Here is a 17,807-nt window from a genome sequence, read left to right as displayed (position 1 = left end):
ATGTACTCATTGTAATTTAAATTTGGGTAAGTAAAAGTTATGGATCACAACGATAATCATCCGGATAAAAGTCGGGTTGAATTACATGCAAAAGATTACCATAAAAAAAAGCGTGTTTTAACGTGGTTATCATGTTTTATTGCGTTTTTGGCTTTGGCGGTCTGCGTGTATTCAGCATATATTTATTTTCGCACAAAAGATACGGTAGACAACGCATACGACGCTAAAAACAGTGTGCAGATTCAAAATGGTGAATTCAACGGTAAGAAAAAATTTGCAGTGTTGCTATTGGGTAGCGATACTGGAGCACTCGACCGTAAAGAGAAGATGGGCAATACTGATACCATTATTATTGCTGTTGTTAATCCCCAAAAGAAGCGCTATACCTTAATGTCAGTTCCACGGGACACTATGGCCCAAATGGTCGGTGCTGACCAATTTCAAGTTGAAAAAATAAATGCAGCTTATCCCATTGGTGGGGCTGCCATGTCGATGGCAAGCGTGTCCAAGTTAGTCAATGTACCAATTAAGTATTATGTTTTAGTAAATATGAAGGGCATTATGCGTCTCATCCGTTATGTTGGTGGTATTAATATTAGGCCAACTTTGAGTTTTGAGTATGGGGGCTATATTTTTAAGAAAAATCAGCTAACTCATATGAGCGGTGGCGGAGCTTTGGCATATTCACGAATGCGTTATGATGATCCGGAAGGTGATTATGGTCGTCAAAAGCGGCAACGTCAAGTGATTACTACTATCATAGAAAAATCAGTTTCAATTAATACTTTAACGCGCATTGATTCAGTATTATCGTCAGTTTCGGGAAATCTTAAAACTAATTTGCCCTTTGATGCATTGCGTCAGATCGCCTTTAATTATCGTGATTCTACTAAAAACGTAAAAAATGATTATCTTCATGGCCACAATGCTACAATAGTAGGCTCTTCTTATCAGGTACAATCTACTAAAGAATTACAACGAGTCTCCGATTATCTACGAACAGAACTTGGCTTATCTGAAACGCCTATAAATAATAATGAAACATATCAGAATAGTCGTAATAAAGCTGATGGTTTCAGTTTTAAAAACCCTGATAGCCAAGAATATCATATATATGAGGATTATCAAGATCAAAGTTACCAGGAAGAAGGTGACTATTGATAATGCGTTTGTGGTCAATCATTATTGGATATGGGTTTGGCTGTCTTCTTACTGCGGTTTTGATTTGCCGCTTTGCCTTGCATCAAGATCCGACAAAGGTAGGTTCAGGTAATCCGGGAACTGCAAATGTCGGAGCTGTGTTTGGGAAAAAATGGGGTATATTAACTTGTGTTGGTGATATACTAAAAACTCTTATTTGCCTTTTAATAGTACACTGTTTCTTCTCGGACAATATTGCTTTGCTATATGCCGGATTGGGCTTAATGCTGGGTCACTGCTTTCCTTTTTGGGAACATTTCCAAGGTGGCAAAGGTGTAACGGTCGCTGTGATAGTAGCAGCGCTATATGATACACCGATAGCCGCAGCTACATTGTTAATTGCCTTTTTCCTGTTAATAACATTACAAAATTTGACGGTTCCACCAATAATTTTTATAATATTGTTCAGTTTATATGAATTTTTAACAACTAAGGAAGCCGGAATCGTATTATTGATTATGACGTTGGTTATGGTCTATAAATTTAGATATGATCTTCGTGACTTTTTTGCCGGAAAAGCAAAAAGGGTTGATGTTTTATACTCAATTAAGAAAAAATTGGGTATTAAGCGCAATAATTAATAGCATCATTTTTAGTGAGGAAAAATAACTAGAAATATGAATAAAAATAAAAAATCTCTAAAAGCCATCCAGATAATCTGTCTGCTGGTAGCAACTCTGTTCATGCTGGTCCAAATGTTCAACTTGAAGGGAATTGCTGCCAGAGCACATTTTTCATTTGTCCGTTATATGCCCAATATGTTGCATAATGCGACTTTAATGATTATTCCCATGATATTTGGTGCTGTTTACAGTAAGAAAAAACAAAGTGTTAGTGAAAGTTTTAAATACTGGTTATTAGCCAGTGTGACCTTAATCGTCTATTACATTGTATTTTTCTTTAGAGTTCCCGCTCGTTTTAATATGTGGCGTATATGGGGCATGCTGTTTCCGATCATTACCAGTACATCAGTTTTGTTTTCAGGTTTAATTTTTTGTTTGTTAATTCAGCCACATTTGTATGACTTTTTACGGAAATTGACAGTTAAACAAAATCTCTTGGTGTTAACTTTATTAACGCTACTGGGTTTTGCTTTGAGTGCTGGTAATTTGTCATTTCAATATTCGCTATATGGTCTTTATTTAGTTCTGTTCTTTGCCTGGGGCATGTTTTTAGCCAATATCCATATAAGCAAAAAGCTGTTAACCCTATCTTTAGTTAGCGGTTTTATTTCTTTCTTTATTGTGGTAATCGGTGTTTCTGGTTTCGATGCTGTTTACTGGTCACAAATTATTTCCGGTAACGGAGGTGGCGATTGGAACAGGGAGTTTTTAAACAATCCTTCGTCTCCATTCATGTTTTTACTGGTAGTAGCTGTTTTCTTATTATTTAAAAAAGTTATTATGACTTTTAATAAAAAACAGATGCGTTTCTTTATTCCAGTAATTATAATTATGGATGCGCCAATTTCACCAAGATTTATGAGAGCATTCCATTTTACTGGCTCCTCAATGATTAACAAGTTGATAATGCTTGTTATTATGCTTTTAATTGTGATTGTTTGGTATCAGTTGCTCGATCGCTATTTATTCCAAATCAATCCGTTTGCAAAAATAATTAATTATTTAGATAACGAACCTAATTTAGCTAAGGTATGCGAAAAAGTGTGGGCAGTCTTTACTAAGTTTGTAGTTACTAACAGGGTAAATCTGCTTACTTGGGCCTGGTTTTATATTCTAAGTTTTGGTTCTTTCCTAATTGAATCTGATAACTTAAGAATTCAAATTAGTACTGCTTCTACAATTAATGCGATAGTTTATCTTCTGGGCACTAAATTCTTTGCCATGATCTTGACTACCATCTTTTTAGATGCCTTATTCTCTGTCTTTTACTTTGTAACTACACGCTATTGGACTTCGAACATTTTAGTCAGTATAATCGCGATCGGTTGGGCTGTTGCCAATAAGATTAAACTCTTACTTCGTGGTGAACCAATTTATCCAACTGAAATCAGTGAAATTGTCAATTGGAAGACCTTAATTCCAATGATCGGTAAAACTACTGTTATTGTAATTTTAGTTGCACTGATTGTAATTATTGCACTTGACATTTTCTTAGAGTTAAAATTCCCTGTTAAAAAACGGGGATCATGGAAGAGACGCGGTATTTGGGCACTTTTAAGCTTATTATTATTTGTCACACCATTGCGTTTTAACCATGATGGTGGTGTTATCTATCATATTAATCGCGGTTTTGATAATAAACAAAGATTCCGCAATCCAGAACGTGATATCCAGGTAAATGGTCCTGTACTTAATTTTTTGAATTATATTGATTTGCAAATTATGGATCAACCTGAAGGATATTCAGAAACAAGTATCAAGCAGTTAAACAATAAATATGAAAAAGTTGCTGCTAAAATAAATAAGAAGCGGAAGAATACTCTTAAAGATCAAACTATTGTCTTTAATTTGAGTGAAAGCTTTGTAGATCCAAGTACTTTCCCTACATTTAGGCTTGACCGCGATGTTCCAAATCCAGTTAAATTTATTCAATCAATGAAGTCCCGTTCGACATACGGCAACATGCTGAGTGCTGGTTATGGTGGTGGTACTGCCAACATGGAATGGGAAACTTTAACTGGATTAAACATGGGTATGTTTAAATCTACCTTGACGCCCTATGTTCAAGTGGTACCTAATTATGATTTCTATCCAACAATAGGAATGAATTTTGATTATAAATCTGCGGTTCACCCGTTTATTGGCACGTATTATTCCAGACAGGAAGACTACCATAGATTCAAATTTGACAAATTTATCTTTTTGGGTTCGAAATATAAGATTATTGACCAAAAGAAATTAGGCAAGAGTGGTTATAACTCAGACTTTACCACTTACGCAAATGGTCTAAAAGAAATCAATTCGCGTAACGGTGGACAATTTATTAACCTGATTTCAATTCAAAACCACATGCCATATAACAATTGGTATCCAAATAACGAATACATGGGCAAGATTTCAGGAGAGTTATTCAAATCGCCAGCAGTTCGTGATCAAATGGCTACTTACGTTAAGGGAACGCAATACACTGACAAGGCAGTTAAGCAGTTTATCCAGCAAATTGATCAAATTAAAAAGCCAATTACGTTGGTCTTTTACGGTGATCACTATCCAAGCATCCTTTCTCAAAGTTATACTGCTAAATATCCGGTACAAATGCACTCAACGCGCTACTTTATCTATTCAAATAAATACGCCCGTCAACATGGTGCTAAAACTAGACTGCCACGCAAGGCTAATAATTTCGTCAGTTCAAGTGACTTTATTGCAATGATGCTGGAACAGACAGATTCGAAAGTTACTCCTTACCAGGCTCTGTTAACTGAAGTTCATAAGAAATTACCGGCAATAACAATTAACTTTAAAGGTGATAAAGGCTTCGAGTTAATTGGAAGGCAAGGACAAGTAATAGAACCGAAATATTTGACTAAGAAACAGCAAGAAATTTTAGCCGATTATGAGGCTGTTCAATACGATATGACGGCTGGTAAAGCTTATGGTTTAAAGATTAAAGGCTTTTATAAGTAACAAAATTGTATTGACTTATTAAGAAAAGATGAGTATTATCATTTATAACAAATTTAAGTAGCACCTTGATTCAGCGTTCAGAGAACTAGCGGTTAGTGTGAGCTAGACAGGTTAAGGGTAGTGAAATACGAGTTGGGTGGTTCCCGTAAAGACCGTCATTAAGGCACTTGTTGTTAAAGTGCGAACGTGGGTGGTACCACGGCTGAAAAGTATTTAGTCGTCCCTAGATTCCTAAACGAATCTAGGGACTTTTTTATTGGAGGAAGAAAGATGGCAAACTTTGATATTTTAGCAGACTTAAAATGGCGTGGAGCGATTAACCAGCAGACTGATGAAGCTGGACTGACCAAATATTTACAAGATCACGACGACTTAGCCCTTTATTGTGGCACTGATCCTACTGGTGATTCGCTACATATCGGGCATCTTATTCCTTTCATGATTTTGAAAAGATTTCAACTGGCTGGATATCACCCTGTAATTGTGATTGGGGGCGGTACAGGAACAATTGGTGACCCGTCTGGACGTAAGTCAGAGAGGGTTCTTCTTAGTGCAGAAAAATTGCATGAAAATGAACTTGCTCTGACTAAGCAAATGGAAAAATTGTTTGGCACTGATAACTTTGAAATTGTTAATAATGCTGAGTGGCTTGATAAATTAAGTTTAATCGAATTCTTGCGTGAATATGGCAAGCACTTCCAAGTTAATAACATGATCAATAAAGACGTTGTTGCCAGTCGTTTAGAAAATGGTATTTCCTTTACCGAATTTTCTTACCAAATTTTGCAGGCCATTGATTTCTACCAGTTAAATAAAAATTATGGTGTTCAAATGCAAATTGGTGGTAGTGATCAATGGGGCAATATCACAGCGGGAATTGATTTAATCCATAAATTAATGGGATCAGACAGACAGGCTTTTGGCTTGACTATTCCATTAATGCTAAAAGCCGATGGTACTAAATTTGGTAAATCAGCAGGTGGTGCGGTTTGGCTTGATCCGGAAAAGACCAGTCCTTACGAATTTTACCAATTCTGGATCAATCAGGATGATCGTGACGTTGTTAAATATTTGAAGTACTTTACTTTTCTTAGTCATGATGAAATTGATGATCTGGCAGAGCAAGTTAAAACTGAACCGTGGAAGAGGACAGCGCAAAAGACATTAGCTAGAGAAGTGACAAAATTCGTTCACGGAGAAGCAGGCTTAAAGGAAGCAGAAATGATTACAGATGCTTTGTTTTCTGGAGATATTAAAAACCTGTCAGTTAAGCAGATTAAGCAGGGCTTAAAGAGCGCGCCTGCAGCCGAATCAACATCTCAGAGCAAAAATATTGTGGACTTCTTGGTTGACACTAAAATTGAATCTTCTAAGCGCCAGGCTCGAGAAGATGTTACCAATGGGGCAATTTATGTGAATGGTGATCGTGAGCAGTCAGTGAATTTTGAAGTTGATCCGTCTAAGGCTTTTGACGGCAAATATGTCATTATTCGCAAAGGTAAAAGAAAATATACTTTAGTTACAATTAAAGATTAGTCTAAAACAGTCTGTTGCAAAGATGGCAATAGACTGTTTTTAGTTGTGAATTATAAAGTGTATAATAAAAAGCACTTTAATTTCTGTTCTGAATTTAAAGAGGAGGATAAAAATGCGTGCACGCGTAATACTTTATAATAAAGAAAATAAGGCTGTTTTATTAATCCACAGATTTAAAAATGGTCGTAACTATTGGGTAATACCTGGTGGTGGTGCAGAGAAGAATGAAACTCCAATAGATACTGCAATAAGAGAAATAAATGAAGAGCTAAATATCCACCTAAAACCAAATGATCTGATGCATTTTTTTAAATATAAAGGAAAAGAGTATGAAGAATTCTTTTACACTGAAATCCCTTATTCAGTTGCACCTAAAATCAGTGGTGAAGAAAGAGAGCGGGCGAGCAGCGATAATGTTTATCAACCAGAATGGATAACTGTTAAAGAGGTAACAAAGATTAATTTAATGCCGCCTGAAATAGCTGCCAAAATAGTAACTCTAATTTGACAAAAATTGCGGTAATTTCGTACTATTATGTTAGTAAAATATTTATCTGGATATTCAGATAGGAGAGTAAAAATGGCTGACAGAGAAATGTTAGTAACTACTACCGAAAATATCCCTGGTAGAAAGTATGAAATTATTGGTGAAGTGTTTGGCTTAACAACTCAGTCCAAAAATTTTGTTAAAAATTTTGGCGCGGGATTAAAATCCGTAGTGGGTGGTGAAATTCACAGTTACACCAAGATGTTGGAAGATTCTCGCAATCAAGCTTTGGAAAGATTGCGACAAGCTGCAGAAGATAAAGGAGCAGATGCAATTGTAATGATGCGCTTTGATTCTAGTTCGATTAGCGGCGATATGCAGTCTGTTGTTGCTTATGGCACAGCTGTAAGATTTATTGCAGACAACGAATAGATATAGTATTATTTGAAGTATTCGCTCCATGAGAGTGAATGCTTTTTTATTGGTTATTGATTTGCCACTTTAGCTCAGGAGGTAGAGCACCGCCGTGGTAAGGAGGAGGTCCTCAGTTCAAATCTGGGAAGTGGCTTTAATTAATTTGCTTTTTGATATTGCTTAAATTACTGGCTAATTATATAACTAATAGTATAAGACGTAAATTTTATAATGGGAGACTTATTAACATAGATTTTAAGTAAGGAAGTTTATTTACTATGAAGAAAATTAAATTATTCAAGAAAATGTTGATCGCAGGAGCGATGTTAACTATCGGTTCTGCTGCATTAGGCGCAAGTGCTCAAGCGATTTCGGCAAAATCTTTGCCGGTTGCCACGACAAAAGATTATAACAAATTGCAGAAACTTTCTAAAAAGCCTGGTGCTCATTATATTAAGGCAAGAAAGTGGTATGCCAGCTTTATTCCTGGCGATAACGTTGAAGCATATCGTCATTTAACATCACATAAACTATTGCAAACTAAATCTGATCCAGGAGTTGATGATTGGGATATTTTTATAGGTGCCGGAACGATCAACGGCACGCGCTATTTTATTAGTAATATTAAGGAAAAGGATGGCAAAAAGAAATATATAATTCCAGCTGCATATTGTCATGTACCTTATGGCTACAAGTTTAAAAAAGGACATGCTGTAGTTCACGATTACAATGGATCTTTAGCTAATGCTTATAATGGTTATAGTGAAACTGATCATCAATATGGTAAGACGTTAACTAAAGAAAATATTATTTATAGTAATAAGGAAGCTGCCACATTTACTGTTTCTTTGAAGCAAGATGGTCAAACCAAAGGAAAACACAAAGGCTTTTGGATTGGGCGTACACCGATTAAATTCAGAGTTGATGGGACAAATACTTATGAAAACTATTATCCCCTTTATAACTATGTCGCAAATGGTGAATTGATTGTTAGTTATATTAAAACTAAAGATTTGAGTCAATTTAAACGAGCAACTGTGACTTATGATCACATCGGTACAATTACTAAGAGTCATAAATTCAAGCCCGCTCATAAAAAGCTAAATATTTAAATACGAGTAAAAAGATAAGAGGACTGATTTAACGACTGTGCTTGCTCGTTAGAAAATAAAATTGGTTAAACTAATAAAATGAGATAGACTGTTAGACTAGTAGTATGATTTACTATATTTAATGTCTATCTTTTTTTGAGTATAAAAGGGTAAAAACAATTTACACAGTAAGTAGTAATTAAGCATTTTGGGGTTTAGAGACTTTAAATTTGCCTAAGTAGAAACCAAGCCTTTTCGAAACTGCTTATTTTATAAAAAGGTATTTTACAAATTAGAAAGGAATTTAACTTGGATATAACTAGAGTAACTGCATTTGTCAAAGAGCAGCTGCAAGATGAAAAAACAGGACATGATTTTTATCATGGACAGCGAGTAGCTCACCTGGCCAGTAAAATGTATTTGCAGGATAATCCTGATGCACATGAAGATAGCCGTATGGTGGCTATTATTAAAACTGCAGGATATTTACATGACACTATTGATGAAAAAATTTGTGCTGACCCTAATCAAGTTCTTACCAACATTAAAGAGCTGCTTCCTAAAGTGGGTTTTACTTCCCTAGAAGTCAAAGATATTTTATTCACTATGCAACATATGTCTTTTTCCGCTAATATAGAGCATCATTATCAATTGCCAGTATCAGGAGAATATGTACAAGATGCTGATCGCATTGAAAGTTTGGGTGCAATTGGCATCGCCCGTGCGTTTACATATGGCGGTGCTCATGGCAATGTTATATACGACCCCAGAATCAAACCACAGAAGCTTGTAAGTCATGATCAATATCGTGAACATACAGAAACAACAATTAACCATTTTTATGAAAAACTGTTTCAATTGGCTGATTTAATGAATACTGCTGGTGGTAAAAAGGAAGCGCAAAAAAGAACGGAATTTATGCGTAATTATGTGAAAGAGTTTATGAAAGAATGGAATGTCTAAGCTGCATGTAGCCATATGTGGCTTTTTATTTTGCTCTTTTTGAAAAGGCAAACATTAAAATCATAGCAAGTCCAGTTGACTGGAAAATTTGCTTAGGGGATTTTCCATTTTTAGTAGAGCTTTTTTACGATCAAGCCCCCCGGCATAACCGGTTAAAGACCCATCACTGCCAATTACACGGTGGCAGGGAATGATTAAGCTAATAGGATTGTGTCCAACAGCATTGCCAATTGCACGAGCCTTATTTACCTTATTTTGCCCTTTTTGCACGCGATTAGATAATTCTTTATAAGTGATTACTTCACCATAAGGCACTCTTTGTAGTTCTTTAAGCACTTTTTGACCAAAAGCCGACACATTAGGTTTGATTGGTACGGCAAATGGATCAGGATTTTGGCCAACAAAATAGGCAGTTAACCATTTTTGAGCTTGCCTGATAGGTCTAGTTACAACGACTTCAGCATTATTCAAATCATAGCTGGCACCAAAATATTTTTGCCCGTTAAACCATAATCCTAAGAGGTGGCTATCATTACTCAAAAGCGTCAATGTTCCTAATTTTGATTCGAAAAAATTTTGATAGAGCTTCATTTTATTTCTTCCGCAATAAATAACTTTTTTATTGTATTATACGTTAGTTCTTGAACAATAGGTGATTTCAATTTTTAACACTAAAACTGGCAGAAGTTTTATTAGCTCAACCGGTTCTATACGAAAATTTCAACTTTTTTATTTGTGGTATACAAAACATTATGAGTAAAGCTTAATTTCGTTTTCATGAAAAAACAGGAATGCTATCAGATCAATACTTTATCTTGTAGTTGATTTTTGACAATGCTACCAGATGTGGTATGTTAATTACTGTATAAATTAGGAGGTCACAAAATGAAGTCAAAATTTAGAAAAATCTTTTCCATTAGTGCTGTGGCAGTTGCGGTAGGTTTAACGCTTACAGCATGCTCTGGTAAAAAACAGGGTGGCACTAGCAATTCGAGCAGCAGTGCCAAACACTCAATTGCGTTAATTACTGATACTGCTGGTGTTAATGATAATTCTTTTAATCAGTCAGCTTGGCAAGGCTTTAAAGAATATGGTCAGGATCATAATCTTAGTCGTGGACGTAATGGCTACCAGTATTTTCAATCTGGCAGTGCTGCAGATTTTGAACCTAATTTTGATCAAGCAAGCAAAGCTGGCTATCAGACAATTTTTGGTATTGGCTATAGCTTAAAAGACGCTGTCAAAGCAGCTGCTAAAAAGAATCCTAAAAAGAACTACGTTATTGTTGACGAAGTAATTAAGGGGCAGAAGAATGTGGCCTCCGCCAATTTCAAGAGTGAGCAAGCTTCTTACTTAGCGGGTGTTGTAGCAGCAACTGAAACAAAGACCAACGTCATTGGTTTCATTGGTGGTGCCCATGGCAATATTATTGACTTGTTTGATGCTGGTTTTACTAAAGGTGTTAATGATCAAGCCAAAAAGCTGCATAAAAAAATTACACTGCTAAATCAGTATGTGGGTGATTTTAAGAGTGCAGACAAAGAAAAAGCCATTGCTCAGTCAATGTACGCTAAAAAAGCTGATATTATTTTTCATGCTTCTGGTTTAGCAGGCAATGGTCTGTTCCAAGAAGCTAAATCTATTAATCAAACTAGAACAGGTGCTAAAAAAGTCTGGGCTATTGGTGTTGACTCTGATCAATCACATTTAGGCAACTATAAAACTAAAGATGGTAAAAAAGATAACTTTGTTTTGACTTCTGTGATTACTGGTGTCAATGTTGCTACCCGAGATATTTCTAACCGTGCTTATGAAGGTAAATTCCCAGGTGGTCAACAACTGGTTTATGGTTTAAAAACTAACGGGGTTTCGATCAAACGCGGACAAATTAGTGCTAAAGCTTGGCAATATTCACGTAAAGCTCGTACAGAAATTATTAAGGGTAATATCAAAGTGCCAATTCATCCAAGTAAATAGTTCGCAATATGCCAACATTTTTACCTATAATCAACCACAAAAAAATATTTCTTGAATTAATACGTATTTTATTATAATATTAACTATGAAAAGTTCGTATTTTGTGGAGGGTAAAATTAATGGGTAAGAAATTTACGAAATTTTTGTCATTAGGATTTTTAATGGCATCATTTACTTTAGTTTTGAATGCTTGCTCGGGAAAAAAGCAGGGAACAAGCAATCAGAACAAGAAGGACAGTATTGCTTTAATTACTGATAGCAATGGTATTAACGACCAGTCCTTTAACCAGGCTGCATGGGCCGGCTTTAAAGATTATGGTAAAGAACATAATCTCAAGCAAGGTAAAGGCTATCAGTATTTCCAATCTAGCAGTGCTACTGACTATACGCCTAACTTTAATCAGGCTGCAAAATCTGGTTACCAAACGATATTTGGTATTGGCTATATGTTAAAAGATTCGGTTAAAGCTGCTGCTAAAAAGAATCCTAAGAAAAATTTTGTAATTGTTGACGATGTGATTACTGGTCAAAAAAATGTGGCTTCCGTGACATTCAAGAGTAATGAGTCATCATATTTAGGTGGTGTGGCTGCTGCTTATTCAACTAAAACTAACAAAGTTGGTTTTATCGGAGGAGCTAAGTCAGCTATTATTGATACTTTTGAAGCTGGTTTCAAGCAAGGCGTAAAAGACGCTGCTAAAGCTCAGCATAAAAAGATCAATGTCAGCGTACAGTATATCGGCAACTTTACTTCAAACGATAAAGCTAAATCAATTGCTCAGTCAATGTATGCTAATAAATGTGATGTAGTATTCCAGGCTGCAGGTTCAGCCGGTAGCGGAGTCTTCCAAGAAGCTAAAGCCCTAAATCAAACTAAACCTGAAAGTAACAAGGTTTGGGTGATTGGTGTAGATGTTGACCAGCAAAATCTAGGTAACTATAAAACTAAGGATGGTAAAAAGGCTAACTTTACTTTAACTTCAGTATTGAAGGGACTAAACGTTGCAACTAAATCCTTGGCTGACGATGCGGCTAAAGGGAAGTTTCCAGGAGGAAAGCATCTTGTCTACTCCTTAAAAGGCAATGGTGTTTCCATTACTAAGGGCAATCTTACACCAAAGGCATGGCTGGCAGTGGAAAAGGCCAAACAACAAATAGTTTCCGGAAAAATTACTGTAGCGCAAAATTAAAGTAAATTATTGATTAAAACTCTTTGTGTAAATTTATGCAAAGAGTTTTTTACGAAAAAGGAAATTTACATAAAATGGAAGATATGACGAACGTAATAGAAATGCGCCATATTGTGAAGGATTTTAATGGCTTTAAAGCCAATAATGATATTAATCTGACTTTAAGAAAGGGCGAAATATTGGCTCTTTTAGGAGAAAACGGTGCTGGTAAATCGACTCTAATGAGTATTTTATCAGGACTGATTCAGCCCACTTCAGGTACAATCAAAGTCCGCGAGCAAAAGGTTAATATTAAAAATCCGACTATCGCAAAAGATCTAGGAATCGGTATGGTACACCAGCACTTTATGTTGATGGAGTCCTTTACAGTTTTGGAAAATATTATTTTGGGTCATGAAACAACCAAGGGACCTAAACTGGATTTCAAAAAGGCTGAAAAGCAGATTAAAACTTTATCTGAGCGCTATAACTTAAACGTTGATCCTCAGAAAAAGATTAGTGAGATTACAGTGGCCCAACAGCAGAGAGTAGAAATATTGAAAGTTCTATACCGCGGTGCTGACATCATGATTTTTGATGAGCCTACTGCCGTTTTAACTCCGCAGGAAATTACTGAATTCATTCAAATTCTGCATGAACTCGCAAAAGAGGGTAAGTCAATTATTTTAATCACGCATAAGCTGGAAGAAATTGAACGAGCAGCTGATCGTGTAACTGTGATTCGTGCTGGTCAAAGCGTGGGCACATTTGCCGTTGCTAATGTTGATAACAATCGTCTGGCAGAATTGATGGTGGGTCGTCACGTTAACATGCAGGTTAATAAGCCCACAGAAAAAGTTGGACGCACAATGTTGCAAGTTGAAGACCTGCATGTAAAAAACAAGCAAAATGTTGCTGTAGTTAAAGGGCTATCTTTTAATTTGCATGCTGGCGAAATTTTGGGAGTCGCTGGTATTGACGGCAACGGTCAGGATGAGCTTGTCAGGGCCTTAACCGGTTTACAACACGTTGACTCTGGCAAAATCATAATTGACGGCGAAGATATGACTAATCGCAAGGTACGGCAAATAACCGAAAAGGGCGTGTCATATATTCCAGCAGACCGGCAAAAATATGGTTTGATTCTGCCTTTTTCGGTTTCAGATAATTTAGCCCTGCAAACTTATTATCAAGAGCCATTTTCACGTCACAACGTCATGCACTACGATGTCATTCACGAACATGCCCAGAAATTGATTAAGCAATTTGATATCAGAACGACCAGCGAAAGAATGCCTGTGAGTGATTTATCTGGTGGTAATCAACAAAAAGTGATAATTGCCCGTGAATTAAGTCGCAACAGTAATTTAGTTATTGCGTTTCAACCGACCCGTGGCCTTGATGTTGGTGCTATTGAATACATTCATAATCAGCTTTTAAACGAAAGAGCTCAAGGCAAAGCAATTTTGTTAATATCATATGAGCTTGATGAAATAATGCAACTGTCTGATCGTATTATTGTACTTCACGATGGTAGAATTTCAGGTGAAGTCAAGCCAGAAAATACTAGCGATGAAGAATTAGGTTTGTTAATGACCGGCGTTAAGAAAGAAGGCAGCGCATTTGCTTAAAGTAACACTAAAAACCAAGAAAATCTTAGTACCAATCATTTCTATTTTGGCAGGCTTTTTAGTTGGAGCAATCATCATGCTGGTTTGGAGCTACAATCCGTTTCAAGCGTATGCTTCAATGTTTTCCAGTGCGTTAGGAAACATGAACGGCATAGGTGAAACAATTCGTGAAGCCACGCCGTTGATTTTTACCGCTATTGGATTTGCCATTGCTTCTACTGCTGGCTTTTTCAATATTGGTTTGCCCGGTCAGGCACAAGCGGGTTGGCTGTCATCTATTTGGGTAGTTTTGGCTAATCCGAACATGCCTAAAGTATTTTTACTGCCACTGGCTGTAATTACCGGTATTATTGCTGGTGCACTTGTTGCCGGTGTTGCCGGCTGGCTGCGTGCTCAATTTGGTACTAACGAAGTAATTACAACCATTATGATTAACTATATTGTGCTTTATTCCTGTCAGTATTTAATGCAGCAAGTAATGTCGGCAAAATTGCGCATTGATACGGATACTACTAAAACAATTACTGCTAACGGCAGCTTGAAGATTGATTGGCTCAGTTCCATGTTTGGCGATTCGCGGATTAATGCGGGAATTTTTATTGCTTTGGTTGCGGTCTTTTTATATTGGTATTTAATGAAAAAGACTACTACTGGTTTTGAAATTCGTTCGGTTGGTACTAATGCTGCAGCTAGTCGCTATGCCGGAATGTCTGCCAAAAAGAATATCATGCTGTCTATGCTATTATCAGGTGGTTTTGCCGGCTTAGGCGGTGTTGTTCAAGGTCTTGGTACATATCAAAATTATTTCACTCAAACAACTAGCTTAGATATCGGCTGGGATGGTCTGTCCGTTGCTCTTCTTGGTGGCGGGACGGCCGTTGGCATTTTACTGGCTTCACTATTATTTTCAATTTTAAAAATTGGTGGCTTAGGGATGCAGACTATTGCCGGTATTCCTTATGAGATTGTTTCAATAGTAATTGCTGCTATCATATTCTTTGTTGCTATTCAGTATGTCATTGGATTACTGTTTAAAACTAAAAGGGCTAAAGAAACTCAGAAAGACACAGCGACTGAAGAAACTGAACCACATAACGTTACGGTGAGTTCTACAAAGACCCAGGGAGGACAAAATTCATGAATTTAGTTACGATTTTAGCTTTAATTGTGTCATCGACTTTTGTCTATTCAGCACCATTAATTTTTACCGCTTTAGGCGGTGTTTATAGTGAAAATTCAGGTATTACCAACATTGGCCTTGAGGGAATAATGACAATGGGCGCTTTTTCTGCCATTGTGTTTAACCTGACTTTTGCTTCTACTTTTGGTAAAGCAACTCCTTGGATTGGTCTTCTTGTCGGGGGTATTGTTGGCTTATTGTTTTCGCTGCTTCATGCTGTAGCGACCATTAATTTTCACGCTGATCACATCATCAGTGGGACTGTCCTCAATCTTATGGCGCCACCATTAGGAGTGTTTTTAGTCAAAGCTATATATGATAAAGGTCAAACTGAAAATATTACTCAGAGTTTCGGCTACTTTAGTTTTCCCGGCCTTGCTAATATTCCTGTCATTGGACCAATTTTCTTTCAAAATACTTCTGCACCTGCCTGGCTGGCAATAATTGTGTCAATCGCACTATGGTGGATTTTGTATAAAACTCGCTTTGGTCTACGTCTGCGTTCCTGTGGTGAAAATCCCCAAGCAGCTGATACTTTAGGGATCAATGTTTATGGTATGCGCTACGCTGGCGTGCTAATATCCGGCTTTTTAGGCGGAATTGGCGGAGCAGTTTTTGCGGAAGCAATTTCAGGCAATTTTTCAGTTTCTACTATTGTGGGACAAGGCTTTATGGCGTTAGCAGCCATGATCTTTGGTAAATGGAACCCACTAGGGGCAATGATGGCTTCGCTCTTCTTTGGTTTTGCTCAAAGTATCAGTATTATTGGCAATCAGCTACCATTCTTTAGTCACATTCCTGCTGTTTATATGCAGATTGCTCCTTACGTAATTACCATTTTAGTTTTAGTTTTGTTCTTTGGAAAATCTGTTGCTCCTGCAGCAGATGGTCAGAACTATATTAAGTCAAAATAGGAAAGAATAATGAAAGAAATTTATTTTAATCATGACGGTAATATTGATGATTTAGTATCATACTTGTTACTCTTGCAAGCACCGGATATTAAATTAATTGGCGTTGGTGCAATTGATGCGGATGGTTACGTTGACCCAGCCGTTGAGGTGTGTCGTAAGATGACAGACCGGTTTAACTTAAGGGGCGATCAATTAGAAATCGCCAAATCAGATTCAAGAGCTGTCAATCAGTTTCCAGAAGCTTGGCGTAAAGCGGCATATTCATTTAATTATCTGCCATTATTAAACGAATCTGGAAAAATGATTACTAAAATGGCAGCGAAACCAGCTCATTTGGATATGGTTGAAAAGATTTTGGCAGCAAAGCAACCTGTTACTTTAGTTATGACGGGACCCTTAACCGACTTGGCTCGTGCGCTGGATACTAATCCCCAAATTGCGGATAAAATTGAGCGGCTATACTGGATGGGCGGTTCTCTTGATGGTCATGGTAATGTTGTTCAGGTTAATGTTGATGGTACGCAAGAATGGAATGCCTTTTGGGATCCGTTTGCTGTCGATAGGGTTCTGAAATCAAATATTCCTATGCAAATTATTGGTCTTGAAAGTAGTGAAGAATTGCCATTAACTGATGAATTAAGGATGCATTGGGCCAGTATGCGTGCACATCCAGCTGTAGATTTGGTTGCGCAAGGTTATTGTCTGCTGGTTAATCCCCCAATTCCAAGCTCGCAACTTTATTTTTGGGATGTATTAACGACAATTAGTGCTCTTTATCCGGAAGTCGTTTTGGCTACTGAAAAGCACAGAGTAAAGGTAATTACACAGGGATTGGCTGCAGGACGAATGGAAGATGATCCTAACGGACGCGAAATTACTTTGGTAACTAAAGCAAATAAAGATTTATTCTTTAAAAAATTTGATGAATTATTACTACGAAGTAAGTAATTAATATTTGTAATAAATAAAAAGTCGAAATTCAAAAACGAATGAAGTTAACCCTCGAGATTGGACAAAAATCCAACTGGAGGGTTTTACTATGGTTAAATTTACCGTCAAACAAAAATTACAAGCGCTTAACTTGCTCAAAGAAGGCTACAGCAGCCGTTCTGTGGCGCAAATGATTGGCACCGGATCACATCAACTAATTGATACCTGGGCTGCGCAATACCAGCACTTTGGCGTTAAGGGCCTAGAAATTCGGCACACCTCGCAAAATTATCATGGTCAATTCAAGCTCCAAGTCTTAAACTGGAGAAAAGAACATGACGAGACCTATCAAAATACCGCCATTCACTTCAAAATTGCCACACCCAGCTTAATTTGTACTTGGCAAAAACGTTTTGACGAAGGCGGGCTTGATGCGCTCTTTACCAAACGAGGACGACCACCAATGAACAAATTGCCTAAAAAACCAGTTAAGTATACCAGCAGCGAGTTATCTGAATTAGAACGGCTGCGCTTAGAAAACCGTCAGCTCCACATTGAGAACGACTACCTAAAAAAAGTCGAAGCCTTAGCTCGGCGCAAAGACGCTCAACGCAAGAAGAACGGACCATCATCCAAGAGCTAAGGCATGAGCACAACTATCAACTGCAAGAACTATTGCACTATAGCTTTTTAGCCAAGAGCACCTACGAGTATCACCCGCGCAA

General features: G+C 37.1%; 16 protein-coding genes and 1 tRNA gene. 16 read left to right on the top strand and 1 reads right to left on the bottom strand.

Translation table 11 applies throughout. The annotated features are described in order from the left end of the window. Nucleotides 1-39 precede the first annotated feature (39 nt). From JF75_RS08200 to JF75_RS08160, 9 genes are all read left to right on the top strand, one after another. Nucleotides 40-1,161, top strand: a complete 1,122-nt coding sequence (locus tag JF75_RS08200) for an LCP family glycopolymer transferase (protein ID WP_046332589.1) — start codon at nucleotides 40-42, stop codon at nucleotides 1,159-1,161. Continuing rightward, nucleotides 1,161-1,781, top strand: coding sequence for a glycerol-3-phosphate acyltransferase (locus JF75_RS08195; RefSeq protein ID WP_141639351.1), 621 nt, complete (start codon nucleotides 1,161-1,163; stop codon nucleotides 1,779-1,781). Before JF75_RS08200 ends, JF75_RS08195 begins: the two co-directional genes overlap by 1 nt. Nucleotides 1,782-1,817: 36 nt before the next feature. Continuing rightward, nucleotides 1,818-4,790, top strand: a complete 2,973-nt coding sequence (locus JF75_RS08190; RefSeq protein ID WP_046332587.1) for an LTA synthase family protein — start codon at nucleotides 1,818-1,820, stop codon at nucleotides 4,788-4,790. A 270-nt stretch (nucleotides 4,791-5,060) separates the two neighbouring features. Further along, a complete protein-coding gene (gene tyrS / locus JF75_RS08185; protein WP_046332586.1) occupies nucleotides 5,061-6,326 on the top strand; it encodes a tyrosine--tRNA ligase in 1,266 nt (421 codons plus the stop codon). Nucleotides 6,327-6,438: 112 nt separating this feature from the next. After that, nucleotides 6,439-6,834, top strand: a complete 396-nt coding sequence (locus JF75_RS08180; protein ID WP_046332585.1) for an NUDIX domain-containing protein — start codon at nucleotides 6,439-6,441, stop codon at nucleotides 6,832-6,834. 87 nt (nucleotides 6,835-6,921) lie between these two features. After that, nucleotides 6,922-7,245, top strand: coding sequence for a heavy metal-binding domain-containing protein (locus JF75_RS08175; RefSeq protein ID WP_084605812.1), 324 nt, complete (start codon nucleotides 6,922-6,924; stop codon nucleotides 7,243-7,245). 63 nt (nucleotides 7,246-7,308) lie between these two features. Further along, nucleotides 7,309-7,381 (top strand) — tRNA-Thr (locus JF75_RS08170). 124 nt (nucleotides 7,382-7,505) lie between these two features. After that, nucleotides 7,506-8,339: a hypothetical protein gene (locus JF75_RS08165; RefSeq protein WP_046332583.1), complete on the top strand. Its 834-nt coding sequence runs from the start codon at nucleotides 7,506-7,508 to the stop codon at nucleotides 8,337-8,339. Between the two features lie 288 nt (nucleotides 8,340-8,627). Next, nucleotides 8,628-9,281, top strand: coding sequence for an HD domain-containing protein (locus JF75_RS08160; protein WP_046332582.1), 654 nt, complete (start codon nucleotides 8,628-8,630; stop codon nucleotides 9,279-9,281). A gap of 60 nt (nucleotides 9,282-9,341) precedes the next feature. Here JF75_RS08160 and JF75_RS08155 read toward each other — a convergent pair whose 3' ends face one another. Beyond that, nucleotides 9,342-9,872, bottom strand: coding sequence for a methylated-DNA--[protein]-cysteine S-methyltransferase (locus JF75_RS08155; protein ID WP_046332581.1), 531 nt, complete (start codon nucleotides 9,870-9,872; stop codon nucleotides 9,342-9,344). A gap of 294 nt (nucleotides 9,873-10,166) precedes the next feature. On the opposite strand from JF75_RS08155, the gene JF75_RS08150 reads away from it, so the two are divergent. The 7 genes from JF75_RS08150 (at nucleotide 10,167) to JF75_RS08120 (ending at nucleotide 17,725) form a co-directional block, all read left to right on the top strand. Then, nucleotides 10,167-11,258, top strand: a complete 1,092-nt coding sequence (locus JF75_RS08150; protein WP_046332580.1) for a BMP family lipoprotein — start codon at nucleotides 10,167-10,169, stop codon at nucleotides 11,256-11,258. Nucleotides 11,259-11,377: 119 nt separating this feature from the next. Further along, complete coding sequence (locus JF75_RS08145; RefSeq protein ID WP_046332579.1) at nucleotides 11,378-12,448, top strand: BMP family lipoprotein; 1,071 nt, start codon at nucleotides 11,378-11,380, stop codon at nucleotides 12,446-12,448. Between the two features lie 74 nt (nucleotides 12,449-12,522). Continuing rightward, on the top strand, nucleotides 12,523-14,058 hold the full coding sequence (locus JF75_RS08140) for an ABC transporter ATP-binding protein (protein WP_046332578.1): 1,536 nt from the start codon (nucleotides 12,523-12,525) through the stop codon (nucleotides 14,056-14,058). Next, nucleotides 14,051-15,199, top strand: coding sequence for an ABC transporter permease (locus JF75_RS08135; protein ID WP_046332577.1), 1,149 nt, complete (start codon nucleotides 14,051-14,053; stop codon nucleotides 15,197-15,199). Before JF75_RS08140 ends, JF75_RS08135 begins: the two co-directional genes overlap by 8 nt. After that, the gene (locus JF75_RS08130; RefSeq protein ID WP_046332576.1) at nucleotides 15,196-16,152 is read left to right on the top strand and encodes an ABC transporter permease; all 957 of its coding nucleotides are present in this window, start codon (nucleotides 15,196-15,198) and stop codon (nucleotides 16,150-16,152) included. Before JF75_RS08135 ends, JF75_RS08130 begins: the two co-directional genes overlap by 4 nt. A 9-nt stretch (nucleotides 16,153-16,161) precedes the next feature. After that, a complete protein-coding gene (locus tag JF75_RS08125; RefSeq protein WP_046332575.1) occupies nucleotides 16,162-17,100 on the top strand; it encodes a nucleoside hydrolase in 939 nt (312 codons plus the stop codon). A gap of 91 nt (nucleotides 17,101-17,191) precedes the next feature. Then, complete coding sequence (locus JF75_RS08120; protein ID WP_046324190.1) at nucleotides 17,192-17,725, top strand: helix-turn-helix domain-containing protein; 534 nt, start codon at nucleotides 17,192-17,194, stop codon at nucleotides 17,723-17,725. Nucleotides 17,726-17,807: the final 82 nt, after the last annotated feature.

This window comes from Lactobacillus kimbladii (genome assembly GCF_000970755.1).
In the GTDB taxonomy this organism is placed as follows: Bacteria; Bacillota; Bacilli; order Lactobacillales; family Lactobacillaceae; genus Lactobacillus; species Lactobacillus kimbladii.
This window is presented reverse-complemented; position numbering and strand designations above follow the sequence as displayed.